Annotated in this window: 28 protein-coding genes; 15 read left to right on the forward strand and 13 right to left on the reverse strand. The window is 67.8% G+C overall.

Annotated elements, in window-relative coordinates; all coding sequences use genetic code 11:
- Positions 1-64: 64 nt before the first annotated feature.
- The 3 genes from RJT37_RS04655 to rnz form a co-directional block, all read right to left on the reverse strand.
- Positions 65-637: a rhomboid family intramembrane serine protease gene (locus tag RJT37_RS04655; protein WP_313688202.1), complete on the reverse strand. Its 573-nt coding sequence runs from the start codon at positions 635-637 to the stop codon at positions 65-67.
- Between the two features lie 76 nt (positions 638-713).
- On the reverse strand, positions 714-2,618 hold the full coding sequence (locus RJT37_RS04660) for an ABC transporter ATP-binding protein (RefSeq protein WP_313688203.1): 1,905 nt from the start codon (positions 2,616-2,618) through the stop codon (positions 714-716).
- 150 nt (positions 2,619-2,768) lie between these two features.
- On the reverse strand, positions 2,769-3,698 hold the full coding sequence (gene rnz, locus RJT37_RS04665) for a ribonuclease Z (protein ID WP_313689851.1): 930 nt from the start codon (positions 3,696-3,698) through the stop codon (positions 2,769-2,771).
- Positions 3,699-3,837: 139 nt separating this feature from the next.
- On the opposite strand from rnz, the gene RJT37_RS04670 reads away from it, so the two are divergent.
- The 5 genes from RJT37_RS04670 to RJT37_RS04690 all read left to right on the forward strand — a co-directional run bounded on the left by RJT37_RS04670 (position 3,838) and on the right by RJT37_RS04690 (position 7,910).
- Complete coding sequence (locus tag RJT37_RS04670) at positions 3,838-4,338, forward strand: SHOCT domain-containing protein (protein WP_313688204.1); 501 nt, start codon at positions 3,838-3,840, stop codon at positions 4,336-4,338.
- A 162-nt stretch (positions 4,339-4,500) separates the two neighbouring features.
- A complete protein-coding gene (locus RJT37_RS04675) occupies positions 4,501-5,595 on the forward strand; it encodes an AAA family ATPase (RefSeq protein ID WP_313688205.1) in 1,095 nt (364 codons plus the stop codon).
- Between the two features lies 1 nt (position 5,596).
- A complete protein-coding gene (locus tag RJT37_RS04680) occupies positions 5,597-6,202 on the forward strand; it encodes a protein sorting system archaetidylserine decarboxylase (RefSeq protein ID WP_313688206.1) in 606 nt (201 codons plus the stop codon).
- A 112-nt stretch (positions 6,203-6,314) separates the two neighbouring features.
- The gene (locus RJT37_RS04685) at positions 6,315-6,740 is read left to right on the forward strand and encodes a hypothetical protein (protein WP_313688208.1); all 426 of its coding nucleotides are present in this window, start codon (positions 6,315-6,317) and stop codon (positions 6,738-6,740) included.
- Between the two features lie 78 nt (positions 6,741-6,818).
- Positions 6,819-7,910: a molybdopterin-dependent oxidoreductase gene (locus tag RJT37_RS04690; protein WP_313688210.1), complete on the forward strand. Its 1,092-nt coding sequence runs from the start codon at positions 6,819-6,821 to the stop codon at positions 7,908-7,910.
- 28 nt (positions 7,911-7,938) lie between these two features.
- Here the strand turns inward: RJT37_RS04690 and RJT37_RS04695 are convergent, their stop codons facing one another.
- Positions 7,939-8,958, reverse strand: a complete 1,020-nt coding sequence (locus RJT37_RS04695) for a methyltransferase domain-containing protein (protein ID WP_313688212.1) — start codon at positions 8,956-8,958, stop codon at positions 7,939-7,941.
- Between the two features lie 140 nt (positions 8,959-9,098).
- On the opposite strand from RJT37_RS04695, the gene RJT37_RS04700 reads away from it, so the two are divergent.
- Together RJT37_RS04700 and RJT37_RS04705 are read left to right on the forward strand one after the other, a co-directional pair.
- Complete coding sequence (locus RJT37_RS04700) at positions 9,099-9,662, forward strand: TATA-box-binding protein (RefSeq protein WP_311170498.1); 564 nt, start codon at positions 9,099-9,101, stop codon at positions 9,660-9,662.
- Positions 9,663-9,694: 32 nt separating this feature from the next.
- Complete coding sequence (locus tag RJT37_RS04705) at positions 9,695-10,081, forward strand: DUF7473 family protein (RefSeq protein WP_390209130.1); 387 nt, start codon at positions 9,695-9,697, stop codon at positions 10,079-10,081.
- A gap of 140 nt (positions 10,082-10,221) precedes the next feature.
- On the opposite strand, the gene hisG is transcribed toward RJT37_RS04705, so the two are convergent.
- A complete protein-coding gene (gene hisG / locus RJT37_RS04710; protein WP_313688213.1) occupies positions 10,222-11,067 on the reverse strand; it encodes an ATP phosphoribosyltransferase in 846 nt (281 codons plus the stop codon).
- Between the two features lie 141 nt (positions 11,068-11,208).
- Between hisG and hisB the strand changes: the two genes are divergently transcribed.
- Positions 11,209-11,850, forward strand: a complete 642-nt coding sequence (gene hisB, locus RJT37_RS04715) for an imidazoleglycerol-phosphate dehydratase HisB (RefSeq protein WP_313688215.1) — start codon at positions 11,209-11,211, stop codon at positions 11,848-11,850.
- Positions 11,851-11,868: 18 nt separating this feature from the next.
- Here hisB and RJT37_RS04720 read toward each other — a convergent pair whose 3' ends face one another.
- Positions 11,869-12,627, reverse strand: a complete 759-nt coding sequence (locus tag RJT37_RS04720) for a hypothetical protein (RefSeq protein WP_313688217.1) — start codon at positions 12,625-12,627, stop codon at positions 11,869-11,871.
- A gap of 79 nt (positions 12,628-12,706) precedes the next feature.
- Positions 12,707-13,498: a sulfurtransferase gene (locus RJT37_RS04725; protein ID WP_313688219.1), complete on the reverse strand. Its 792-nt coding sequence runs from the start codon at positions 13,496-13,498 to the stop codon at positions 12,707-12,709.
- Positions 13,499-13,749: 251 nt separating this feature from the next.
- Here RJT37_RS04725 and RJT37_RS04730 point away from each other — a divergent pair, with 251 nt between their 5' ends.
- Positions 13,750-14,616, forward strand: coding sequence for a sulfurtransferase (locus RJT37_RS04730; RefSeq protein ID WP_313688221.1), 867 nt, complete (start codon positions 13,750-13,752; stop codon positions 14,614-14,616).
- Positions 14,617-14,732: 116 nt separating this feature from the next.
- Here the strand turns inward: RJT37_RS04730 and RJT37_RS04735 are convergent, their stop codons facing one another.
- Positions 14,733-16,298 (reverse strand): stage II sporulation protein M, encoded by a 1,566-nt coding sequence (locus RJT37_RS04735; protein WP_313688223.1) that lies wholly within the window; start codon positions 16,296-16,298, stop codon positions 14,733-14,735.
- A 114-nt stretch (positions 16,299-16,412) separates the two neighbouring features.
- On the opposite strand from RJT37_RS04735, the gene RJT37_RS04740 reads away from it, so the two are divergent.
- Positions 16,413-17,033, forward strand: coding sequence for a transcription antitermination protein (locus RJT37_RS04740; protein ID WP_313688225.1), 621 nt, complete (start codon positions 16,413-16,415; stop codon positions 17,031-17,033).
- A gap of 209 nt (positions 17,034-17,242) precedes the next feature.
- Here RJT37_RS04740 and RJT37_RS04745 read toward each other — a convergent pair whose 3' ends face one another.
- A complete protein-coding gene (locus tag RJT37_RS04745) occupies positions 17,243-17,512 on the reverse strand; it encodes a DUF7553 family protein (RefSeq protein ID WP_313688226.1) in 270 nt (89 codons plus the stop codon).
- 159 nt (positions 17,513-17,671) lie between these two features.
- Here RJT37_RS04745 and uvrB point away from each other — a divergent pair, with 159 nt between their 5' ends.
- From uvrB to RJT37_RS04760, 3 genes are all read left to right on the forward strand, one after another.
- Positions 17,672-19,795 (forward strand): excinuclease ABC subunit UvrB, encoded by a 2,124-nt coding sequence (uvrB, locus tag RJT37_RS04750; protein WP_313688228.1) that lies wholly within the window; start codon positions 17,672-17,674, stop codon positions 19,793-19,795.
- Positions 19,796-20,120: 325 nt separating this feature from the next.
- Positions 20,121-21,227, forward strand: coding sequence for a sulfite exporter TauE/SafE family protein (locus tag RJT37_RS04755; RefSeq protein ID WP_313688230.1), 1,107 nt, complete (start codon positions 20,121-20,123; stop codon positions 21,225-21,227).
- A 1-nt stretch (position 21,228) separates the two neighbouring features.
- A complete protein-coding gene (locus RJT37_RS04760; RefSeq protein ID WP_313688231.1) occupies positions 21,229-21,663 on the forward strand; it encodes a universal stress protein in 435 nt (144 codons plus the stop codon).
- Here the strand turns inward: RJT37_RS04760 and RJT37_RS04765 are convergent, their stop codons facing one another.
- From RJT37_RS04765 to RJT37_RS04775, 3 genes are all read right to left on the reverse strand, one after another.
- Positions 21,664-21,813: a hypothetical protein gene (locus tag RJT37_RS04765; RefSeq protein ID WP_313688233.1), complete on the reverse strand. Its 150-nt coding sequence runs from the start codon at positions 21,811-21,813 to the stop codon at positions 21,664-21,666. It lies immediately after the preceding gene.
- 26 nt (positions 21,814-21,839) lie between these two features.
- Positions 21,840-21,995, reverse strand: coding sequence for a hypothetical protein (locus RJT37_RS04770; protein ID WP_313688235.1), 156 nt, complete (start codon positions 21,993-21,995; stop codon positions 21,840-21,842).
- Between the two features lie 67 nt (positions 21,996-22,062).
- Entirely contained in the window at positions 22,063-23,118 is a 1,056-nt protein-coding gene (locus RJT37_RS04775) for an SPFH domain-containing protein (protein WP_313689856.1), read from the reverse strand.
- Between the two features lie 254 nt (positions 23,119-23,372).
- Here RJT37_RS04775 and RJT37_RS04780 point away from each other — a divergent pair, with 254 nt between their 5' ends.
- Positions 23,373-23,579, forward strand: a complete 207-nt coding sequence (locus RJT37_RS04780; protein WP_313688237.1) for a DUF7554 family protein — start codon at positions 23,373-23,375, stop codon at positions 23,577-23,579.
- Positions 23,580-23,630: 51 nt separating this feature from the next.
- On the opposite strand, the gene RJT37_RS04785 is transcribed toward RJT37_RS04780, so the two are convergent.
- A complete protein-coding gene (locus tag RJT37_RS04785; protein ID WP_313688239.1) occupies positions 23,631-24,215 on the reverse strand; it encodes a hypothetical protein in 585 nt (194 codons plus the stop codon).
- Positions 24,216-24,335: 120 nt separating this feature from the next.
- On the opposite strand from RJT37_RS04785, the gene RJT37_RS04790 reads away from it, so the two are divergent.
- On the forward strand, positions 24,336-24,857 hold the full coding sequence (locus tag RJT37_RS04790; RefSeq protein WP_313688241.1) for a 2'-5' RNA ligase family protein: 522 nt from the start codon (positions 24,336-24,338) through the stop codon (positions 24,855-24,857).
- Positions 24,858-24,870: the final 13 nt, after the last annotated feature.

Consider the following 24,870-nt stretch of genomic DNA (forward strand, 5'->3'; position numbering starts at 1 on the left):
CGTGTAGATATATATGCCACGGGCAGGCCGGGGTGTCGCGGACAGTTGGTCTGTCGTTTCTGCCTCACGTGGGGCGCAGCACGCGCAGCCGTCCCGCAACCAGTCCGAGGACGAACCCCGTCGCGTGCGCGACGACCGCGACGCCGGGACCGGCGGTGAGGACGGTGACGACGAGGACGACAGCGACGACCAGCGCGACTCGCGCGCGTCGACTGAGTTCGATCCGAGCGAGGAGCCCACCCGTGAGGGGGTTTCCTGCGAGGGCGTAGCCGTACAGCGCGAGGACGGCGCCGCTCGCGCCGAGCACCGCCACCGGCGAACCGAGAACGACTCCGACGAGATACTCCGTCAGGGCCGCGAGCGCGCCGATCACGAGCACGAACCCGTGGAAGCGGCGACGGGTCGTGAACGGTTCGAGCGCGAGGCCGACGACGAGGAGCGCGACGGCGTTCGCGAGGAGGTGTCCGAGACTCGCGTGCGCGTAGACGGTCGTAATTAGCGTCCACGGCCGGGCCAGCGGCGTCGCCAGGGCGAACGCTTCCGGACCGACGCCGACGAGGCCACCCAGCCGTTGAAGCAGGTAGACGCCGACGAAGAGCAGAAGCAGGTCGACGGTCGGACGCTTCGGGCGGCGCATACGATCTCTCAGACCGGCACGGACAAAAGCAGGCGGGCCAGAACAGGTCTGGACTGAAGCGACGCTTCGGCGTGACCTACTGCGCTGCCGCGTCGAGTCCCTCGTCGACCTGTGCGTCCCACAGCGACGCGTACTCGCCGGACGCCGCGAGCAGTTCCTCGTGGGAGCCGGACTCGGTGATCTCGCCGTCGTCTAAGACCACGACCCGGTCGGCGTCGCGGATCGTCGACAGGCGGTGCGCGATCACGAAGGCCGTCCGGTCCTCGATCAGCCGGTCGATGCTCGCTTTGATCCGCTCTTCGGTCTCGGTGTCGACGTCGCTGGTCGCCTCGTCGAAGACGATGATCGCCGGGTCGTTGAGCAGCGCCCGCGCGATCGCGATCCGCTGGCGCTGGCCCCCGGAGAGTTTGATCCCGCGCTCGCCGATCTGGGTGTCGTAGCCGTCCGGGAGCCCGGCGATGAACTCGTCTGCGGCCGCGGCCTCGGCGGCCGCCTCGACGCGGTGGCGCTGTGTCGACTCCTCGGCCCGCTCGGCGGCGAGCACCTCGCTGTCGCCGTAGGCGATGTTCTCTGCGACGCTGCCGGAGAAGAGATACGGATTCTGCTCGACGACGGCAATCTCCTCGCGCAGCGCCTGGAGGTCGTACTCCCGGACGTCGCGGCCGTCGACGGTCACGCGTCCCTCGTCGACGTCGTGGAGCCGCGGGACGAGTTTCACGAGCGTGGACTTCCCGGCGCCGGTCGCGCCCGCGAGGCCGATGGTCGCGCCGTTCGGCACGTCCAGCGAGATCGACTGCAACACCGACTCGCGGTCGTCGTAACTGAACGAGACGTCCTCGAACGCCACGTCGCCGTCAATATGGTCAGGGACGAAAGGGTCCTCGGGCTCGGTGACCGTCGGCTCGCGCCCCAGGAGGCCGAAGACTCGTTCGGCGCTCGATTTCGCGAGCTGGTACTTGTTGGCCGAACGGCCGATCCGCCGCATCGGGGAGTACAGCCGCCGGAGGTAGAGGAAGAACGCTGCGAAGGCGCCCGTCGAGATCAGCGCGGCCTCGCCGGGCGGCGTGGTGATGATCGCCCGCCCGCCGACGTACAGCACGAGCACGAACACCACGCCGGTCAGGAGCCGAAGCGCGGCGAAGAAGCCACGCCGGATCCGGAGGGCGGCGACCTTCTCGTCGTGGTACGCCTCGCTCTGGTCGGCGACGCGGTCGTGCTCGAAGGCGTACCGGTTGAACGACTTGACGACCGCGACGCCGCCGAGGTTGTTCTCCAGCCGGGTGTTGAGTCTGGCGACGGTCTCTCGGAGCGACTTATAGCGCGGTTCGATCCACCGGAGGAAGAGGACGCTCCCGAGGCCGATGATCGGGACCGGGGCGAGGGCGATCAGTGCGAGCGTCGGCGCGTAGTACCAGAGGATGACGGCGATCCCGCTGACGGTTGCGACCACCCGGATGAGCTGGCGGAACTCCGTGTTGAGGAACTGCTCCAGCCGGTTGATGTCGCTGTTGAGAATCGACATCATCCCGCCGGTCTGGTGGTTCGCAAAGAAGTCCATCGAGAGATGTTGGAGGTGATCGTAGGTGTCGTTCCGGAGGTCCCGCTGGATCTTCTGGGCGGACGACTGCAACAGGTACCGCGAGCCGAACCGGGTCACGGAGCGGAGCAGATACGCCAGCGCCGCGATGGCGACGAGTCGCTGGAGGAACGCCAGGCGTGCGGCCTCGCCGGTGATCGCCCCGCCCGGGAGCAGCCCCGCTTCGGTCAACAGCCCGGGCTCCGAGGCGCCGAGGACGATCCGGTCGATGGTGGTCGCGACGATGATCGGGGGGACGAGCCGGGCAAAGCGCGTGAGGATCGCCGCGATCACCCCGAGCGTGATCCGCGGCCAGTACGGGCGGGCGGAGCCGAGCAGGCTCCGCATCGGGTGGCCGTCGACGGTCTCGCGGATGTCGGAAAAGCCGCCGTCCTCGTCGGTCACGGCGCCGACACCAGCGCAGTCGTGGGCGTTCGTTCGCCGCTACGGGGGTCGCTTGCAGTCATTCGAGAGATACTCTGATAGACGTGCTGGACTCAGGCAAAGGTGTCGTTTCCGGCGGAGCCGGGGGCCGGTTGCGGTTCCCGCGGGGCGCTACTCCTCGTCGGGATACGGCACCGTCAGTTTCCGGCCGTCGTCGGGGACGAACGCTTCCTCCCCCCGGAAGCGTCCCTCGGCGTCGCGTTCGATCGGACTGGCGTCGCCGGCGTACCGCGAGGAAATGTGGACGAGCGCGAGCCGCCTTGCGCCGGCGCGGTTCGCGATTTCGGCAGCTTCCCGGCCGGTCGAGTGGCCGGTCCCGCGCGCCCGCTCGGCCCACTCCGAGGCGAAGGTGGCGTCGTGGACGAGTAGATCCGGTTCCTCGGCGGCCTCGACGGTCGCATCGGTCGGTCGGGTGTCGCCGGTGTAGACGAACCGCCGACCGGGTCGGGGCTCGCCGACGACCTGTTCGGGGCGGACGATCGTCCCGTCGTCGAGTTCGACGGCCTCGCCGTCGTGGAGCCGGCCGAACTTCGGGCCGACCGGGACGCCCAGTTCCTCGGCCTTCTCGCGGTCGAAACGCCCCCGCCTGTCGTCTTCGACGAGCGCGTAGCCCAACGAACTGACGTTCCGGTGGTCGGTCGGGAACGTCCGGACCTCGTAGCCGTCGGCGTCCAGCGCGACGTTCCCCGGGCGGACTTCGTTGATCGTCAGCGGGAACGACGGCCGGTAGCCGCCGGCTTCCACGAGGTCCCGCAAGTGCCGTTTCGATCCCGGCGGGCCGTGGATCGCGAGCGGCGCCTCGCGGTCGTTGAAATCGAGGGTCTGGACCAGCCCCGGAATCCCGAGGACGTGGTCGCCGTGGAGGTGCGTGACGAACAGATGCGAGACGGAAAAGCCGGTGCCGAACCGCATCATCTGCCGCTGGGTGCCCTCGCCGCAGTCGAACAGGAGCCGTTCACCCTCCCGTTCGAGGACGAGCGCACTCGGCCCCCGTTCGGTCGTCGGGACGGCCCCGCCAGTCCCGAGAAACGTCACGCGCATCGACATACCAGCCCTCGGAGGCGGCGTGGTAAACCCGTGTCGGATCGGGCGCCAGTGGTCGAGCGGTCGGGTCGACCTGCGTGACGTTTTCCGCCGCACCAGCGGACGATTTTTTACACTGCCACAGGATTTGCTGCGTATGGACGACCGTCGGCCTGAGGGACGTCGGTGGAACGCGGCGCCCGCGGACTCCGACGACCGAGTCGTCGCCGCCACCGCGCTCGTGGTTCTCGGCGCGGGGCTGGGGTCGCTTTTCGGGGTCCCGCTCCTCGCCGCCGTCGACTTCTGGCTGATCTTCGTCGTCGGGTACGCTGTCGTGGTCCCGCTCGTGTCGCTGATCCGTGGACAGCGCTCGCGAGACGGGCGGATGGAGCGACCGCGACGCGATAGCGAGACGGAGGGACGGCACGCGTCGGCGGAGGAATCTGCGGGTGAAGGTGTCGATTCCGCGCTGTCGCGACTCCGCGAGCGCTACGCCAGCGGCGAACTCTCCGAGGAACAGTTCGAGCGGAAACTCGAAGCCCTGCTGGAGACTGAAACACCGGAGGATGCCCGCGAACGGATCGAGCGGTCGAAACGGAGCGAGCGCTCGACGGAATCCGCCCACGCCGAACGAGAATCTGAGATCGATCGCACTTGACATTCCCCCGACGGCGAGTCGGTGCTTCTCTTCCATCCGGCGGGTCGGTGCTTCTCTTCCATCCGGCGAGTCGGTGCCTGTCCTCCGTCCGGCGAGTCGGCGCCCGTGTCGACCGAGTCCAGAGGGGGAGTTTCTTACCCCCCCGACGATTACTCGCGTTCGATGGACGCGCCCCTGTGGACCGAGAAACACGCGCCCTCCCTTTCGGACCTGCCCCAGACGGAGGTCCGCGAACGGCTGGCTCGCACCGTCGACGAACCGATGAACCTCGTCGTCCAGGGTCCGGCGGGTGTCGGAAAGACGGCCGCCGTCCGCGCGTTGGCGAGGGAAGCCCACGAGGATCCCGACGCGGATCTGATCGAGATCAACGTCGCGGACTTCTTCAGTCGGACGAAAAAGGAGATCCGCGAGGACCCGCGCTTCTCGCGGTTCCTGCAGGGCCAAACCGCGTTCTCGAAGCAGTACCGTCGCGGCGGCAAGGGCAACAAGTACAAACGCGACTGGTCGAAGCGCGATATGGTCTCGCACGTGATGCAGGAACTCTCCTCGTATAAGCCCGCCTCGGGGGCGTACAAGACGGTGCTTCTGGACAACGCCGAGACCATCCGCGAGGACTTCCAGCAGGCGCTCCGCCGGGTGATGGAGCAGTACCACCGCAACACCCAGTTCGTGATCGCCACCAGACAGCCCTCGAAACTCATCCCGCCGATCCGGTCGCGGTGTTTTCCCGTGCCGGTTCGTGCGCCCACCACAGACGAGATCGAGACCGTGCTCGCCGACGTCGCGGCTGCCGAGGACGTCGACGCCGAGCCGCTGGCGCTGAACCTCATCGCGTCGAAGGCCGGCGGCGACCTCCGCTATGCGGTGCTTGCCGGCCAGCACGCGTCGATCGAGGGCGAGGGTGAGATCAGCGTCGACGCGGCGGAGGCGGCGCTGTCGGACGCCGGCCACGACGACGCGCTGAAGTCGGTGCTCGACGCCGCGGCCGCGGGCGAGATCCGCGACGCCCGCAAGGAGGTGACGACGCTGCTCGACGACGAGGGGTTCGGCGGCGAGGAACTGCTCGCGGAACTTTTGCGCGTCGCCGACACCTACCCCGAGGAGTTCGGCGAGGCGAACCTGATCCGCCTGCACCGCCTCGCCGGCGAGGCCGACCACAACCTCGCGGCGGGCAACGACGGCCGCCTCCACATCACCCACCTGTTGACCGCCTGGGCGGCCGGGGAATCGGAACTCGCCGCGGAGGCGTTCGCCTGAGATGCGCTTTGCGCCCGGCGCGCGGCGCGTTGCGATCCCGGCGTTTGCGGCCGCCGCCGTGCTCGCTGTCGTCGCACCTCCCCTTGCTGTCGTTGCGCTCGCCGCCGGCGGGTTCGTGGCGTGGTTCTTCCGCGACCCCGAGCGCCGGCCGTCGGGGCCCGGTGTGGTCTCGCCAGCCGACGGCCGCGTCTCGGTCGTTCGCGAGGAGGGCGAACAGGTCCGCGTGGGCGTGTTTATGAACGTGACCGACGTTCACGTGAACCGCGCGCCGCTGTCCGGCCGGGTCGAGCGCGTGACTCACCGATCGGGCGCCCACCGGCCGGCGTTCTCGAAGGACTCCGAGCGCAACGAGCGCGTCGATATCGACGTTGCGACCGACGAGGGACCCGCCGAAGTCTCCCTCATCGCCGGCGCGTTCGCGCGGCGCATCCACCCCTACGTCGAGGCGGGTGCGGACCTCTCGCGGGCCCAGCGGATCGGCCACATCGACTTCGGGTCGCGGGCGGACGTGCTGTTGCCGCCGTCGTACGATCGCGAAGACCTTCTCGTCGCAGAGGGAGACACCGTCCGGGCGGGCGAGTCGATCCTGGCCGTAGTAAACCGGTAGCCGTCTGCCCCATTGCACCCGTCAAGCCACACGTCAGTACGGTGTGGTGAGCAGGGGCGACTGACGCTACTCTTTTGCTCGAATCCATCGTAGCATCACCGAGACCCGACAGATGACGCTCTCATCGCTCCCGTCGATCCGCCCCTCCGTGCTTCCGTATCCGCTCGCGCTGTGGCTCCTGATGGCCGTCATCGCCGTCGCCAACGGCGTGTTCAGGGAACTCGTCGTGATCCCGCGGATCGGCGAGTACGCGGGCCACGTCGTCAGCACCGCGCTGCTTGTCGGAGCGATCCTGCTCGTCGCCGGAGCCTACTTCAGCGTCACACCGATCGCGTACACCCGGGCCGAACTCCTCCTCGTCGGCGCCGTCTGGACGGTACTCACGGTCGGCTTCGAGTTTCTCGTCGGCTACGTGGAGGGGACGCCGGTGAGCGAGACGCTCGCACAGTACGACGTGCTCGCGGGGCAGGTGTGGATCCTCGTCCCGCTGACGCTGCTTTTCGCGCCCCTTCTCTTCGGCTGGGTGCTCGGGAAGTAGTGGGCTGGCGCTCCAGAGCGGCCTCGACTGACACTCCCGGCCGCAACGCTTCTTGCCGTGTGACGATGTGACATAGATATGGGCTACCGACCAGTCGCTTTCCTGCGGCGGGCAGTCGCCGTGCTCGAGCCGCCGCCACGGCTCGTCGATTGGTCACTCCTCGTGGTCGTCCTCCTCGAAACGGCGACCGGGCTGTACTCGTTCACTGTCGCCGCTGCGTCGGGATGGCCCGTCTTCTGGCTGCACCGGATCCTCGGACTGGCGTTCGTGGCGCTTCTGGGCTTCAAACTCGCCCGGGTTCGGCACCGACTCACCCGACGGGAACACTGGCAGGCGTCGACGCTCGTATCGGTGCTTACGCTGCTTGCGACGCTCGGAGCGCTCGCGACGGGGGTCGCCTGGGTCTTCGGGCTCGACATCCGGATCGCCTACTGGACGCTTCTGAGCGTGCACGTCGGGTTCGGGCTGGTGCTGGTGCCGCTGGTGGGGTGGCATCTCTCTTCCCGCGCCCGGCTCCCGGACCGGGACGACTTCCACCGGCGGCGGACGACGATCAAATACGCGGGGCTGCTTGTCGGCGGCGCCCTGACGTATCGGGGACAGGAACTTGCCAATCGCGTCCTCGACACCCCCGGCGAGGACCGTCGGTTCACCGGCTCACAGCCGCGCGAGGGATCCGGAAACGGCAGCTTTCCGGTCACTTCCTGGGTCGCCGACGATCCCGAACCGATCGACCGGTCGACGTGGTCGCTGACCGTAGCCGGCGAGGTTGCGTCGCCGCTCGAACTTTCTCTCGACGCACTCGCTCCCGACAGCAGTGAGGAAGCACTCTTAGACTGTACGAGCGGCTGGTACACCATCCAGCGGTGGCGCGGCGTCCGCGTCGGCGACCTGCTCGACGCTGCGGACGTCGCCGAGGAGGCACGGTTCGTCCGGTTCGTCTCCGTGACGGGCTACCGCTGGTCGCTGCCGATCGCGGAGGCCCGTGACGCGCTTCTGGCGACCCACGTCGGCGACGAACGACTCAGCCACGGCCACGGCGCTCCGATGCGACTGGTGGCGCCCGGCCGACGAGGGTTCCAGTGGGTGAAGTGGATCCACCGCGTCGAGGTCCGCCAGCGGGACGATCCGGCGCAGTGGCTCGTGACGTTGATCAGCGGGTTCGAGTGATCGGGCTGCGGCTGCCGGATCCGCGTCGCTACTCCCGTGCCAGCACGTGCACGTGCCGGACGAGCGAACCGTGCACGCGACGCTCGAACCGCGCTTCGACCGTCCAGCCGGCGTCGCTCGCCTCCGCCGACCAGTCACGGTCGCCGACGAGGACGCAGCTCGGGGCGACGCGTGCGGCCTCCGCAAGCGCGCCCTCGACGAGGTCGGCCAGTTCGTGGCCGGCGATCTTCGACTGCCGGCCGTAGGGCGCGTCGAAGACGATCGCGTCGGCCGTGTCGTCCCTGAAGGGGAGGTCGGTAGCGTCTCCGCGGACGACGTCCCAGCGGGCTTCGGGAAGGTACTCTGCGAGGTTCTCCGTCGTTCCGCGGGCCATCTTCCACTGGGCGTCGGAACCGATCGCCCGCGCGCCGACGAGGCCCGCCTCGATGAGGAGGCCGCCGGTCCCGCACATCGGATCCAGTACGGTCGCGTCCGGGTGTGTCGGCCCGGCGGCAGTCGTGTTTGTAAGCGCCGGCCCGGCGGCGAGGTTGACGTACGCGCGAGCGTCTCTGGGTGCCATACTTCCCGGCTGGAAGAACGGGCGGTCCGTCGGGGCTCGCGAGCCGAACGCCGTGTCGCGCTCGGCGACCGTCCACCCGAGGAGACAGACGTCGTCGGCGAAACACGCCCGGAGTTCGTGGTCGGGATCGTCGAGGTCGACAGAGAACCCGCGGTCGACGAGCACGCCCCCGAGTTCGCGCTCGGCCGCCGCGGTGCTCACGTCCGCGGTCGATCGGACGTTCCGCGCCCGAACCGCGATCGATCCCGTCCGATCGATCGACGCGGCCGAAAGCGTCGCGACCGCGCTCGACACGGCAGCATCGGTGTGTCCGACGAGTTCGGAGACGCGGCGCGTGTACGCTAGCGTCGGCAGGCGGTCGGCGTGGATGCCCCGGGCCGTCGCCAGTCCCGGGGCGACGCGTGTCACCGCCGAGGCGGCCGCCCGCTCGGCTTCGAGGGCGGCGAACGCCTCGTCGGCCGCTTCCCCGCCGAGTTCCAGACAGTACACGTCCGGTTCTCGCTCGGGGTGTAAATCAGCGTGTCGCCTCGGGGGCGAGTGCCGAACGACGCCCGGTCCCGCCCTCGTTCAGTCCCCCGAAACCGCGCACCAATCTTTTTAAACCTTAAATACGTCGTTTAAGTCGATTCATGAGCGACCCCAAGGATACGATCAACATCGAGAACGTCGTCGCCTCCACCGGGATCGGCCAGGAACTCGACCTCCAGAGCGTGGCGATGGATCTGGAAGGCGCCGACTACGACCCCGAGCAGTTTCCCGGCCTTGTCTACCGGACACAGGAGCCGAAATCCGCGGCGCTCATCTTCCGGTCGGGGAAGATCGTCTGCACCGGCGCCAAATCCACAGACGACGTTCACGAGAGCCTCCACATCGTCTTCGAGAAACTCCGCGACCTGCAGATCCCCGTCGACGACGACCCCGAGATCACGGTCCAGAACATCGTCACCTCCGCGGATCTCGGCCGCAACCTCAATCTCAACGCCATCGCCATCGGACTGGGTCTGGAGAACATCGAGTACGAGCCGGAGCAGTTTCCGGGGCTGGTCTACCGACTGGAGGAACCGTCCGTGGTCGCGCTGCTCTTCGGTTCGGGGAAGCTCGTCATCACCGGGGGCAAAGAGCCCGACGACGCCCGCGAGGCCGTCGACGTCATCGTCTCCAGACTGGACGACCTCGGCCTGTTAGAGGACTGAGGCCCGCCTGACACGCTCTTTCACTCTCCCTGATGACGCTCCCGCTCCAATCGACTGCCGCCGGTAGCCCCCTCGCGATCGCCGGCACGTTCGCCTCGTTCGCGCTCTTTCTGTCCGTCACCGCCCACATCGCCGCCCGGAACGTCCTCGGCGACGTGCCCGTTCGCAACGCGTTCGTCGTCGGACCAGTCCCGGCCGCGATCAGCGTCCTCGTCGCGACGTTCGCCCGCGACAGTTCAGCGGTTCTCTTCGCCGGGCTCGTCGTCGCACTCGTCCTCGATGGCGCCGCCATACGCGCCCTCTACGGCGAGTCGACCCGCCTTTCGGCGTACATCACCGTCATCCACTTCGTCGTCAGCGTCATCCTCGGGACGATCGTCTTCGGGATTCTCGCGCTCGCCGGGAGCGCGCCCGGGTAGTCGGGGGCGGCTGGATAGCCGAAGGCGCTGGAGAGCTCAAGGGGCTGGAGAGCCGACGACGCGCCTGGACCGCTGGGGCCGACCCGTCGCTCTCCGGCGACTGTCTCGTCGCTGCTTCCGGGGCGTCCGCGGCGCCGACGTTACTCGACGAGCCGTTCGATCTCGGTGACGAGAATGCCGGAGGCGCCGATCTCCTTCAGGTCGTTGACCACCTCGAACACGTCCTGTTCGTCGACCACGACGTGGACCGCGACGGTGTCGTCGCCGGCGACGTCCATCACCGTCGGGCCGTCGAGCCCCGGGATGACCTCGCGCACGTCGTCGAGGCGCTCCCGCGGGACGTTCATCATCACGTAGCGCTTGTCGGCGGCGTCGAGGACCGACTCGAAGGCGGTCACGAGCTGCTTTACCTTCGGATCGTCGACGTGGTCGGGATGGGCGTAGAGCCGCACCGACGAGGAGAGCACCTCGTCGATCACCGCGAGACGGTTCATCCGCAGCGTCGTCCCGGTCGAGGTGATGTCGACGATCGCGTCGGCCATCTCGACGTGCGGGGTCAGCTCCGTCGCGCCCGTCACCTCCACGACGTCGGCGTCGATCCCCTCGTCTTCGAGGTACTGCCGGGTGATCTCCGGGAACTCCGTCGCGACGCTGCCGCCCGCGACGTCCGCCGGCTCCGTGATCTCGCCGCCCTCGGGCGCTGCGAGGACGAGGCGGCAGCGCCCGAACTCCAGGTCCACGAGTTCGACGAGGTCGCGGCCGGACTCGACGACCTGATCGCGGCCGGTGATCCCGACCGCGGCGGCGCCGTCCCAGACGTACTCGGGGATGTCGGCCGCGCGGGCGAACAGCACGGTCACTTCGGGGTCGACCGTGTCAGCGTAGAGCTTCCGGTCGGCGGCGCTTTCGAGATGCAGTCCGGCCCGTTCGAGGAGGTCGACGCTCGGATCGTGCAGGCGGCCCTTGTTGGGGACGGCGATGCGCATACTCGGACGTCACGCGCCCGCGACGTACCACTTTCGCTCGCGAGTCGGCGGCGAACGATGAGGCGGCGAACGAGGAGGCGAGAGCAATTCGTCGGCGCCACGAGGCACAACGGTGATAGGGCCGCGCGTCGATTCGCCGGTATGACCGACGCCGACGAGGACACAGATGGCGGGAAGGCGGCCGCCGGCGACGTCGACGGGGGGCGCGCTGCGGCCGTCTCCCGCGAGACCGCCGAGACGACGATCGATCTGACGCTCGCGATCGACGGCGACGGCCAGGCCGACATCGAGACCGGGATCGGCTTCTTCGACCACATGCTCGAGTCGTTCGCGAAGCACGGCCTGTTCGATCTGACCGTGCGTTGCGACGGGGATCTCGGGATCGACGACCACCACACAGTCGAGGACGTCGCGATCGTCCTCGGGGAGGCCTTCGCGGCGGCGCTCGGCGACAAGCGCGGCATCGCCCGCTACGCCGACCGGCAGGTCCCCCTCGACGAGGCGGTCGCGGGCGTCGTCGTCGACGTCAGCGGCCGCCCCCACTTCGCGTTCGACGGCGAGTTCTCCCAGCCGACGATCGGCGAGTTCACCAGCGATATGGCGCGGCACTTCGCGTACTCGCTCGCGATGAACGCCGGCCTGACGCTGCACACGGAGGTCTCGGGCGTGAACGCGCACCACGAGGTCGAGGCCCTGTTCAAGGCGCTTTCGCGTGCGCTCGACGACGCCACCCGCGTCGATCCACGCCGGAGCGATACGCCGAGTACCAAAGGCGAGCTGTGACCCGCTCTGGGCCCGACGCTACGGCTTTCTGAGCGTCGTCCCGTCGTCGACGATCAGGCCACGGTCGACGGCGTAGGCGAGAATCCGCTCGATATGCGCCTCCTCCAGTTCGTACGCGCTTTCCGCGAGTTCGACGATCTCCGCCCGGTCGACTGGGAACTCGCGGTTTCCGAGCAATCGCATTACGGTCCTGAAATCCTCCGGTTCGTCGTCGATCGCGGCGTCGGTCGTCGAGGGGGCGTCGGCGGGGTCGTCCTTGCTTTCCGCCGGTGCGGTCGCGTCCCGAGTGGACGCTCCGGTGTCCCGAGTAAGCTCGTCAGTGGGACCCGAGATCGATCCCGTCCCGTCTTTCAGCTGGTCTGCGGTGTCCGCAGTCATCGTCTCCGCCGTGGAAACCGCGTCGTCGACGTCCCCGGCGGCGCTCTCGGAGTCGTTCGACGGGAGCGATCGGCGGTCCCCCGAGAGGTCTGCGTCGAGTTCGTCCGGAGAGTCTCTGTCCGCACGGGACTCCGGTTCTGTGGACTCCGTCTGTGACGTCGACGCCGGCTCTGAACGCGCTGGCTCGGCGTTCCCGTCCGGTTCGTCGTCGGCCCCGTCGACTCCCAGCCGCGAAAGCAGCGGCTCCAGCGTCAGTTCGAGGGTCCCGACACAGCTCTCGCAGAGAGCGAGCCGCCGCTGTTCGGCCTCCGTCGGCGACAGTTCCGGGGGAATCACCTCGTAGACCCCTTCGGCCTCGTCGCCGCAGAAATCGCAGGCGCGGAGTTGGCGCATCGGCATATTCGATCCTCCACTGGCGGATTGATAAAACCAACCCCGACGTCTACGTGGGCTCCCGTACGTCGCGGATCCACCCGCATCAAGCGTTCTCTTCGGCCTCTATGGGACCGCCGCGCTCCGTCCACTCGGTCAGGCTCCCCTCGTAGAACCCGACGTCCTCGTAGCCGAGCGACCGCAAAACGACGTAGGTGTGGCTGATCCGGCGGGCGGTGTTGCAGTAGAGGATCACCCGCGAGTCCGGCGTCACGCCGACGTCCGAAAGCAGCGATTCGAGTTCCGCAGCGGGTTTCAGTCCCCGCGTGTCGTCGTCGACGAGGTCGCGCCAGTCGAGGTGGACCGCCCCGGGGAGGTGTCCCTCCGCGAACTCCCCCGCCTCGCGGGTGTCGACGACGGTAATTTCCGGGTCGTCGATCGCCGACAGCACCGTCTCGTAGTCCACGAGCGGGGAGTGGTCGGGTTCCCGGATCTCGTAGTCGGTCTCCGACGGCGACGGCACGTCAGTCGTCGTCTCGTACTCCTGGTTCCACGCGCTGTAGTCGCCGTCGAGCAGGTGGAGTCGCTCGGGCGGGTGGCCGTACAGTTCCGCGGTCACCAGAAACCGCGCCGCGAAGACCCCGTGGGTGTCGTCGTAGGCGACGATGTCGTCATCCGGTCCGATGCCAGCCGCCGAGAGCAGCGACTCCCAGGTCGCCGCCCCGGGGAGCATCCCCGTCTCGCCCGCCTCGCTGCGGAATTTCTCGAACGGCACGTTCACCGCGCCGGGTACGTGACCGATCCCGTCGAACTCCCAGGCGTCGCGGACGTCGATCACCCGGACCTCGTCGAGTCGATCCGCCAGCCACTCGGCGGCGACGACGACGTTCTCGTACATACACTCCAGTTTCGGCGTGAGACTCTTCAACGTGATTGATTCGCCTCGGAGCGGCTGCGTCAAAGAAAGGGGAAATACTTGCCAGCGCAATCGGCCGGCAGCCGGTCCTCGATGCCCCTAGGGAGGTCGCGCCGCTCCCGCGACCTGTCACGTTCGGTTGATGCGGCAAAAATCTCTGGATAGTGGGAGGACGGGCAGGACACGCCGTAGCTGTGAAGACTATAGGGGTGGGGGTTCTACAGGGGAATGCAATGACAGACGACGGTTACGCCAACGACGTGCTCGTCTCCCCGGAGTGGGTAGAGGAGCGACTCGACGAGTTCGAAAGCGACGACCCCGCCCACCGACTGGTGGAGGTCGACGTCGACACCGAAGCGTACGACGAGAGTCACGCCCCCGGTGCGATCGGCTTCAACTGGGAGACGCAACTGCAGGATCAGACGACCCGCGACATCCTCGATAAGGAGGACTTCGCGGACCTCCTCGGAAGCCACGGGATCTCCGAGGACTCGACGGTCGTGCTGTACGGCGACAACTCCAACTGGTTCGCCGCCTACACCTACTGGCAGTTCAAGTACTACGGCCACGACGACGTGCGCCTCCTGAACGGCGGTCGCGACTACTGGATCGACAACGACTACCCGACGACCGACGAGGTCCCCGAGTTCTCCGCGGTCGAGTACACCGCGAAGGGGCCGTTCGAGTCCATCCGCGCGTACCGCGACGACGTCGACCACGCCGTCGACGAGGGCCTGCCGCTCGTCGATGTCCGCTCGCCCGAGGAGTTCAGCGGCGAGATCCTCGCCCCGCCGGGACTGCAGGAGACGGCCCAGCGCGGCGGCCACATCCCGGGCGCAAAGAACATTTCCTGGGCGGCGACCGTCAACGACGACGGGACGTTCAAGTCCGCCGAGGAACTCCGTGAGCTCTACGCGGACCAGGGCATCGACGGCTCGGAGACGACCGTCGCCTACTGCCGCATCGGCGAGCGCTCCTCGATCGCGTGGTTCGCGCTCCACGAACTGCTCGGCTACGACGAAGTCGTCAACTACGACGGCTCCTGGACCGAGTGGGGCAACCTCGTCGGCGCGCCGGTCGAGACCGGCAGCGGCGAGTAACTGCCGATAGCGCGGCCGAAGATTCCGTTTCTTTTCCGACTGACGAGGGGCGAAGCCGTGATTTTCGACCCGTAGGGCCTTCGGGTCGTCCCTGTCGGCGGCGACGAGAACGGCTCTCACCCGCCGATGACGACTCCAGCGATCGCCGGGGTGAGAAACGCCTCGATGAATGCGGCGAGGACGAACACCGGAGCGAGCCCCAGGAGCACACGATACGCGCGCCGGATCGCCGCAGCGAGGGCGTCAGTGTTGTGTCGCCCCCGCGCTGTGCCGACAGCGACGCCGCCCAGGTGAAGCCCGAGCGCACCCCCAACGACCAAGGCTGGGACTTCGACGACCCCGTGCGGCGCGACGAGGACAACGAACGCGACGGGATCGAACACGCCGCCGACGGCGCCCACGAGCAGGCCGTTGAACGCGAGACTCACCACCGCGGGAATCCCGGCGGCGAGGCCGCTGTACGCCAGGTCGGTCGCGACGAGCCAGTTGTTCACCGCGATGTTCGCGAACGGCCCGACTGGAACCTGCCCGAAGATACCCGTGAAGTCCCCGCTCGCCGGAAACGTCACTCCGAGGGCCCCCGTTGCGGTCCACCCGACGGCGCCGCCAGCGAGGAGGACGGCGAGCGACGCGAGATGCGCCGCCGGATGCGACCGGACGAACCCGCCGAGAGCACCGAGTCCGCTGCCGAATGCCGTCCGCAACCGCTCACCGATCGGGGTCCGCTCGGACTCCGGAAGCGACGGAAGCGACGTCTCGGCGTACAGCGACGTCTTGAACCCGTCGACGACCGGCGGCAGGAGCACGACCCCGAGCAGCGCCGAGACGCGCGCGGTTCCGGCCGCCGCGGCCGCCCCGCCGACTGTTCCCGAGACGACGAGCGCGGCGATCGCGACGGCGACGTACCCGAGGACGGCGATCGGGCGACGGAACGGGAACCTGATGCTGCGACCGATCGCCGCGAACGCGCCGACGTCGTCGACGACGATCGCCTGGTCGGCGAATGCAAAGAGGACGAGGATGACCACGACGACGAGCAGTGTCACAAGCAGACCGAACACGGCGGCCACGATGCCGAGCACCGTCGCGGCTCCGGGTGGGCCGCCAGCAACCGCCGCGGCCGGATCGATCGGTCCCGAGTAGCCGGCGACGGCGACGACGACAGCGACGATGGGAACGATGACGACGCCGAGCGTGGCGAACAGCAGGAGTCGAACGACGAGGAACGCCCGCCAGTGGCGCCGTGCACCGTCGACCGCCGCGCGGACGCCGTCGTCGTCGCGGAGGACCCCGACGATCGCACCGATCGCCGCGGCGTTACCGATCGCAGAAACGACCAGCGCGAGCGCGACTGAGAGCACGCCGCCGACGGCGACGAGCGCCACCATCTCCGGCGTCAGGAGATTCGTCAGCGCGTCACTGAGTCCGGGAAAGACCGCTTCGAGGTCGGTGGGGTCGGGATCCCCCGGGCCCGCCCCGGATTCGACCTTGCGGAGGACGTCGACGAGCGGATCCAGCCGCCCGCCGACCAGAAGAAGCCAGAGGGCGAGTGCTCCAGCGAGAAGCAGCGGCACGCGGGCGATGCCGTAGAGTCCATTCGCGAGCAGATACACCGGTATCACCGACGCCGAGCGCTCCCAGAGGAGCCGGACGCCGGTCTGGAGGGCCGTCGCGGGGTTCACAGGCGGGGGTATCGCGTGGGCGCAGCAAAGAGATTGGGGACCGGGGCTCGCTGCCGACGGATCAGCCGCCCCGGTGTCGATGCCTACAAGCGATCCGGCGGCCAATGAAGGAATATGAACGGCACCGACCTCGCGGCGGCACTGCGCGACGATCACGAGACCGCGTTCTCGCGGCTCGGCTCTTCGAAGGCGATGTACGCGCTCACGGACGGCGAGATGGAGGGCGACGAGGTCCGCGACGCGGCGGCGACCGATGCCCTCGCACTGGCAGCCGTCCTCGACGACTGGGCGGAGACGCCGGACGATGGCGACGCCACCGACGCGCTGTACGAAGACCTCGCGGACGCCGCGCGTGAGCACGCGGCCGACGTCGCCGACGAGTCCGGAGACTTCGCGGAACCCCGGCAGTACGACGCCCTCGCCGGGTTCGAGTCCGCCCCCGCCCGCCTCGGCGGCCTCCTCGGCCGGTATCTCGTCACGCTCGAGTACGCCGGCCAGATGGTCGGCTTCTTCGTCGGCGACGCCGATCCGATGGCCGCCGACGAATTCCGCGGACTCCGCTCGGATCTCGAAGCCGAGCGGGACCGGGTCGTCGACGCACTCGACGCGGTCTGCGAGAGCGACGACGACTGGACCGCTGCCCGCGAGGCCGCCGACGCGGTGATCGAGGCTGCCTACGACGAGTACGTCGCGACGCTCGAATCGATGGGGATCAAGCCGAAGAACGTCTGCTGATCGTCACGGCAAAACCGTTCCATTCCCCGCTACCGTATCGAATGTGAAGGGTTCACAATCTCCACCTGAAACGGAGGGGTTACGGGGGTGAGACCACGAAATCGCCGACGCGCGTCCGCCAAGCGTCATACTGATCACTCTCACATTTCACCGCCGAGCGCCACCCCCGTTGACGGCGCTCGGGGGGGAAGCGACGAGCGTAATCAGTATCAGACGCCCTCGATACCCTCGCGGTACGTCGAGAGCTTCGATCGGGCGTCGCGGACCGCTTCTTCGGCGTCTCCGTCCGTCTCCTCGGCGAGTTCGGCGAGCGCGTTGGAGTGGCGCGCGAGTCGGCCGTGGTCCGGCCCCTCGTCGCGCGCCGCGAGAGTCGCGATGGCGTCGGATTGGTCGTAGATCCGTTGCTGGACGTCGCCGCTCGTCGCTTCCGCGGCCGCTCGGAGTCGCTCGCTGGCTTCCTCGAGGAGTTCTCGTGACATACCTGCGGCTACGCTCAACGGGCAAAAAATACTTGCCACTCCGGCGTCCGGTCGACCGGACCGTTTGCCACGCAGCCGCATCCCTGCGGACCGAAAGCGTCGCGTTCCCATCCCGCCCAACCGACCGCCTCAAGTGCGTGTGCACCCAACGACGGGTCGATGAGCGATACCTCCGGATCGGGCCCGCTGTCGCCGGACAGACCCGCGGCAGACCGGCCGTTCCGCGTCGACGCCCCGTTCGACCCCGCGGGCGACCAGCCCGAGGCGATCGAACAACTCGCCGCGGGCTTCGAGTCGGGAATGGAGAAACAGACCCTCCTGGGTGTCACCGGCTCGGGGAAGACGAACACCGTCTCGTGGCTCATCGAGGAGTTGCAACAGCCCACGCTCGTGATCGCCCACAACAAGACGCTCGCCGCCCAGTTGTACGAGGAGTTCCGGGAACTGTTCCCGGATAATGCAGTAGAATATTTTGTATCCTACTACGACTACTACCAGCCGGAGGCCTACGTCGAGCAGACCGACACCTACATCGACAAGGATATGTCGATCAACGAGGAGATCGACCGGCTCAGACACTCAGCGACGCGCTCGTTGCTCACCCGCGACGACGTCATCGTCGTCGCCTCCGTCTCGGCGATCTACGGCCTCGGTGACCCGACGAACTACACGGAGATGGCGCTCCGGGTCGAACTCGGAGATCGGCTCGATCGCGACGAACTGCTGGCGCGGCTCGTCGACCTGAACTACGAGCGCAACGACGTCGACTTCCAGCAGGGGACGTTCCGGGTCCGCGGCGACACCGTCGAGGTCTACCCGATGTACGGCCGCTACGCGGTCCGCATCGAGTTCTGGGGCGACGAGATCGACCGGCTGACGAAGCTCGATCCGCTGGCCGGCGAGGTCGTCTCCGAGGAACCGGCCGTCCTGATCCACCCCGCGGAGCACTACTCGATCCCCGACGAGAAACTGGAGACCGCGATCGAAGAGATCGAGGAGCTGATGGACGGACGCGTCGCGTACTTCGAGCGGCAGGGCGACCTCGTCGCCGCCCAGCGCATCGAGGAGCGGACGACCTTCGACATCGAGATGCTCCGGGAGACCGGCTACTGCTCCGGGATCGAGAACTACTCGGTGCATATGTCCGACCGCGAGCCCGGCGAACCGCCGTACACGCTGCTCGATTACTTCCCCGACGACTTCCTCACCGTCGTCGACGAGTCCCACCAGACGCTCCCGCAGATCCGCGGGCAGTTCGCAGGCGACAAATCCCGCAAAGACTCCCTCGTGGAGAACGGGTTCCGGCTCCCCACGGCGTACGACAACCGCCCGCTGACCTTCGAGGAGTTCGAGGAGAAGATCGACCGGACGCTGTACGTTTCGGCGACGCCCGGCGACTACGAACGGGAGCACTCCGAGCAGATCGTCGAACAGATCGTCCGGCCGACGCACCTGGTCGACCCGGCGATCGAGGTCGAAGACGCGACCGGCCAGGTCGACGACCTCCTCGAACGGATCGACGAGCGGATCGACCGCGAGGAACGGGTACTCGTGACGACGCTGACAAAGCGGATGGCCGAGGACCTCACGGAGTTCCTCGAGGAGTCCGGCGTCGACGTCGCGTATATGCACGACGAGACCGACACCCTGGAGCGGCACGAACTGATCCGCGACCTGCGACTCGGGAACATCGACGTCCTCGTCGGCATCAACCTCCTCCGGGAGGGACTGGACATCCCGGAGGTCTCGCTCGTGGCGATCCTCGACGCCGATCAGGAGGGATTCCTCCGCTCGGAGACGACGCTGGTGCAGACGATGGGCCGCGCCGCCCGCAACGTCGAGGGCGAGGTCGTCCTCTACGCCGACGAGACCACCGATTCGATGCAGTCGGCGATCGAGGAGACGCAGCGCCGCCGGCGGATCCAGCGGGAGTACAACGAGGAACACGGCCACGAGCCGAAGACGATCGAGAAGGCGATCGGCGAGACGAGTCTCCCCGGCAGCGGCGAGCGCGGCGAGCGGTCCCCGACCGACGAGCCGACGGACGAAGACGAAGCACGCGAGCAGATCGCGTATCTCGAAGGCCGGATGGAAGAGGCCGCGGAGAACCTCGAATTCGAACTCGCCGCCGACATCCGGGACCGGATCCGCGACCTCCGGCGGGAGTTCGGCATCGAGGACGGCAGCGAGCGCGACGACGAGGGCGTCGATCCCGGCGTCGACCCGCTCGACGGCGTGCCGGTCGAGGAGGACGACGCCCCGCCCGGATCCGATTCCTGGTAATCGCGGCGGTCTCTGCCGTACGCCACAGAACCCCACAGTGTACTCGAATCTCAAGATTTATTCCGCACTCGTCGCTACCTGGCCGCTACGATGAGCCACGTGTCGACGAACTGCCGGTGTGACGTGCGGTGCAGCAGTAAACCGAGCGAGGGAGTCACGTAGATGTTCCGTGAGTCCTCCGCATCCGTGCCAGGCACAGTACACGGCGGCATCGGTTCCGCGTTCGGAACCGTCCGGCGCGGAACTCCCTGCGTCCGTTCGGATCACCCCGCTTCTTCGATCACCACCGCCGCGTCGCTCGATAACTAAAGACACCCTGAAACGAATGAGCTCAAGCTCCTACAGTCGTGTCCAGCGGTCGTTCCTCCGGTATCAGCACATCTTCGTGTTCCTGGCCCCCCTCGTGTTCGTGACCGGGGTCGTCCTCGGCGCACCCACGCCGGCGGGGTCGGGAGTGAGCTACTGGCTGGAGTTCTGGTGGCTGTTCCCGGCGTTCCTGCTTGGCGCCACGATCGTCAACACGGTCGGGATCAGCGGATCGGCGCTGTTCGTTCCGTTCCTGATCTTCCTGTTCCCGCTGGCTGCCAGCCCGCTCGATCCGCCGACGATCGTGAAGGTCGGTCTCATCAGCGAGGCGTTCGGGCTGTCGAGTTCCTCGATAGCCTTCATCCAGTATGGGCTCGTCGACCGCCGGCTGGCGATTGCACTCGTCGGCGGCGCGGTGCCGTTCGTCGTCGCCGGGGCGCTCCTGTCGTTCGTCATCCCCGAACCGCTCTTTCACGCCCTGCTAGCGATCGCGCTGCTCGCGGCGTCGTACCTCCTGTTCAAGGCCGATCTCGACCACGAGGCCGAAAGCGAGGACGGAGCCGAGGATACTGAATCGGCCGCTGTCGGATCTAACGCGGCCGCCGACGGCGGGCAAACCGGCCTCCCGGACGATCCCGGGAAACTGGGTCCCGCGGGCGTCACCACGGACGAGACCGGGACCGTCACCCGCGTCGATCGCGAGGGCGGCGACTACCAGTACACACGCGAGGGCTACCTCCGTCGGTTCGCCAACTACAGCATCGGGGGGACGTTCCAGGGACTCGCGGGCTTCGGCGTCGGGGAACTCGGGATCATCTCGATGCTCGGGACGAAGGTCCCGGTCCGGGTCGCGATCGGCACGAACCACATCGTGGTCGCCCTGACGGCCGTCCTGGCGTCGCTCGTCCACGTGTTCGGCGGCGGCCTCGTCGGCGGTCACAGCCTCAGCCTCGCCTCGACACCGTGGAATATGGTCGTCTTCACCGTCCCGGCGACGGTGACCGGCGGGCAGATCGCGCCGTACGTCTCGAACGCGCTGAGCACCTCGACGATCAAGGCGTTCGTCGGTGGGCTCTTCGCCGTGATCTCGCTTGCGCTCTTCCTGATGGCGTTCGGAGGCATCTGAGATGTACGAGCGAATTCTCCTACCGACGGACGGCAGCGATGCGTCGCTCGCGGCGGCGACGCACGCGGGATCGCTCGCCCGGAAAGCGGAGGCGACGGTTCACGTCGTCTCGGTCGCGGACAGTCGAAACCGGTTCGAAAGTCCGAGTAGCGGGCTCGCTCCCGACGCGTGGCGCGAGGCCGAACAGGAACGCGCGGAAGCGGCCGTTTTGGAGGTCGTCGACCGACTCCCGACCGCGGTCGAGGTCGAACGGACGATCACCACGGGCGTCCCGCAGGACGAGATCCTCTCGCTCGTCGCGGAGGCAGATGCCGACGTCGTCGTGATGGGGACACACGGCCGGTCGGGGCTCGACCGCTACCTGCTCGGCAGCGTCACCGAACGGGTCGTCCGGCAGTCGCCGGTCCCCGTGTTGACCGTCCGCGCGGACGCGTGATTACGACTCGGACTTGTCGACCGGGTCGGGCGACGGGTCCGATCGGCCGGAACGATACAGATTGACTCCCAGTCCGGCGACGAACGCGAGGACGGTGACGACGACCCACAGGCCGGCGTGTTCCAACCCGAGGTGTAGCGGAAGAGACATCGAACGACGGTGCGCCGAGAAGTCACCTAAATCCTGTCATCCTCGACCGCGTCGACCCGCATCTCGACGTAGCGACGCGGCCACTCCAGCAGGTGTCGCTTCGCCGCGCGGAGAATACGGTGCCCCGGTGTCGTTGGTGTCCGGTCGCCATCGGAGATTCCCGGCCCGCGCTCGTGGCTCATAGCTCGCCCTTCCTCGCGGCGCGAAATAACCTTAACGATCGTTCGTTTAACCCCCGCGGGGACGCGGTTACGTCTCGTAGGACTCCTCGATGTTCAGGTCGACGTCGGTCTCGGCCGTCGCTTCGCCGTCCGCCCGGCCGGTGAGTTCGTCGACCGCGCCGCCGCTTTCGAGTTCTTCGACCGCGGCAGCGATCTCGTCGACCTCGTCGAGGCCGAGGAGTTCCCGCGTCTCAGCGTCGAAGTCGAGACTCTCTAACCCTGCGGACTCTTGCATATCCGATCCCGTGAGCCCCCGCCCGTATCGACCGAGAAGACTCGTCAGTTCCTGCGGGAGGATATACGTCGTCGACGGCGACGTGCCGATGCGTTCGAGTGCGTCCATCCCGCGGTCGACGATCGCGCGTTCGCCCATCGATTCGGCGGATCGCGCACGGAGGACCGTCGAGATTGCGTCACCCTGCGCGCGGAGGACCGCCGCCTGCTTTTCGCCCTGGGCGCTGATCACGTTCGCCGACTTCTCGCCCTCGGCGGTTTCGATTGCGGAGCGCCGCTCGCCCTGTGCTTCGAGGATCATCGCCCGGCGGCGACGCTCGGCGGAGGACTGCTGCTCCATCGCGCTCTGGACCGCGGCGCTGGGTTTGACCGTCCGGACCTCCACGCTCTCGACGCGGATCCCCCACTCGTCCGTCGGTTCGTCGAGTTCCTCGGCGATCCGACGGTTGATCTTCTCCCGCTCCGACAGCGTCTCGTCGAGTTCCATATCGCCGAGGACCGCACGGAGCGTGGTCTGTGCGAGGTTCGAGACCGCCCGTTTGTAGTTGTCGACCTCCAGGAACGCCCGCTTTGCGTCCATCACCCGGATGTAGACGACGGCGTCGGCGGTGACTGGGGAGTTGTCCCGCGTGATCGCCTCCTGCTCGGGGACGTCGAGCGTCTGCGTCCGCATATCGAACGCGTATGTCCGCGAGACGAACGGCGGGATGAAGTTGATCCCCGGCTCAAGTAGTGTCCGGTACTCGCCGAACACCGTCAGTGCCTCCTTCTCGTAGGCGTCGACTATCTCGACGGCGCTGTACACCGTCACGATCGCCAAAGCGAGGACGGCGAGGCCGACGACAGCCATCGGGTCGCCGCCGAAGAGGGCAACCGCGGCGATGACGGCCGCGATGATGCCCGCAACGGGGCGGAGCCAATCGGGGACGTCGCGGGCGGTAAGGCGACCGAGACGGCGGAAGAGGTTCGCCATAGGAATCCTTGTGAGGCTGTCGCATTAAGGGTGTCCCGGGGTGCGGCGGCCGACCCACGTTCGGTCGGCGGCGGTCGCGACAACGGCGGGTGACCCGAAGGCACTTCCCGGCCGGCCGAGAAGCGAACGGTATGATACCGAGTCCCGACCTCGACAGAGCAAAGATGGACGTAGAGAGCCTCCTGAAGATCATTCTGGTCCTCGTCGTGATCTGGATCGTGCTGGAGGTCATCGGCGGAATCCTCGACATCCTGGGATGGATTCTGGGTCCGCTCCGTCCGCTCGTGGGGCTCGTCGTCCTCGTGCTGATTGTGTTGTGGTTACTCGATCGGATCTGACGCGACGAGCGGGATCGAGCCGCCGCTACCTGCATAACGCGGGACCGCCTCTCACGGACAATCGCTTTCGTCGACTGCCCGGGGATCGGCCCCCTGTTCGATCGCTCGTGTCTCCCCGGAACCGAGGTTCGCAACCATCATTCGCCCGCCGTAGCCGTGGATCTCGTCGTGGCCGCGAACCGCCACACAGCTCACGCCGTCAGAGATTTCGATCGTCGCCGAGCGGGTGAAGGGTTGCTGGGAGTGGGGGTGCAGGAGTTCCCGTCGCCCCAATCGCGTCCCGTCGAGGCGTTCGACCTGCCACCAGTTCGCGTACCCGTCTTCGCCGTCGTCGTCGTGATGGAGCGTCACGTCGAAGGTGTAGCTTCCGCCGTCGCCTTCGAGGGCGACGGCAACGACGTTCGCCTCGCGGAGATCGAGTTCCGGCTCCGACTCCTCGGTCCGCGTCGTGGACTCTGTCGACGTCGCGGTCGCCGTCTCCGTCGCGGTCGCCGTCCCCGTCGTCTCCCCACCGCTCCCGTATTGGGAGTCGTCGCTATCACTGCTGGACCCGCCGCTACAGCCGGCTACCGCCGCGACGAGTGCGCCTGAAAGCATTCCGAGGGCCCGTCGTCTGTCCGGACGGATTTCCTGCATACCTCCGCTTGGTGCCGCCGACACAAACGCGCAGGGGTCGCTCAACGCAACGGCTCGACGCAACGACCCGCAGAATCCGCTCCCGACGGGTTCTTGGTTTCCGGCACCGCACAGCCGAGTGTGTTCAGTCTGAACGTTCCCGTTCCGGGGGAAATCAAGGCGCTTGCGGGGGAGCTCCACCCGGAGCTCACGCGCTTCGATCGGATCCGGGAGCGACACACCTTGCTGGCGAAGCGCTTCGACACCGGTCTCGACGACGACGCCGACTCGCTGCCCCGACTCCGCGAACGGCTCCGCCCGCTGCTTCGGGCGCACGACACCCGGGAGCTGACCCTCCGGGTGACGGGACTCGATTACTTCGAGACCCCGCCGCGCGGTTCCGGACCGGTCCTCTATTTCGTCGTCGAGAGCCCCGACCTCTACGCGCTTCACCGCCGCCTTTGCGACTCGTTCGGGGCGGTCGAGGGGCTGGAGGACGACGAGTACACGCCGCACGTGACGCTCGCCCGCGGCGGGCGGATCGCCGACGCGGAGGACCTCGCGACGCGGCGAGGGATCGACCCCATCGAGTGGACAGCCGACGAACTGCTGGTTCGCGACTCCCGGTACCGGGAGGACGCCGCGCGGATTCCGCTTCGGTGACTGGTTTTCGGCG

This window comes from Halobellus marinus, assembly GCF_032113415.1.
GTDB lineage: Archaea > Halobacteriota > Halobacteria > Halobacteriales > Haloferacaceae > Haloquadratum > Haloquadratum marinus.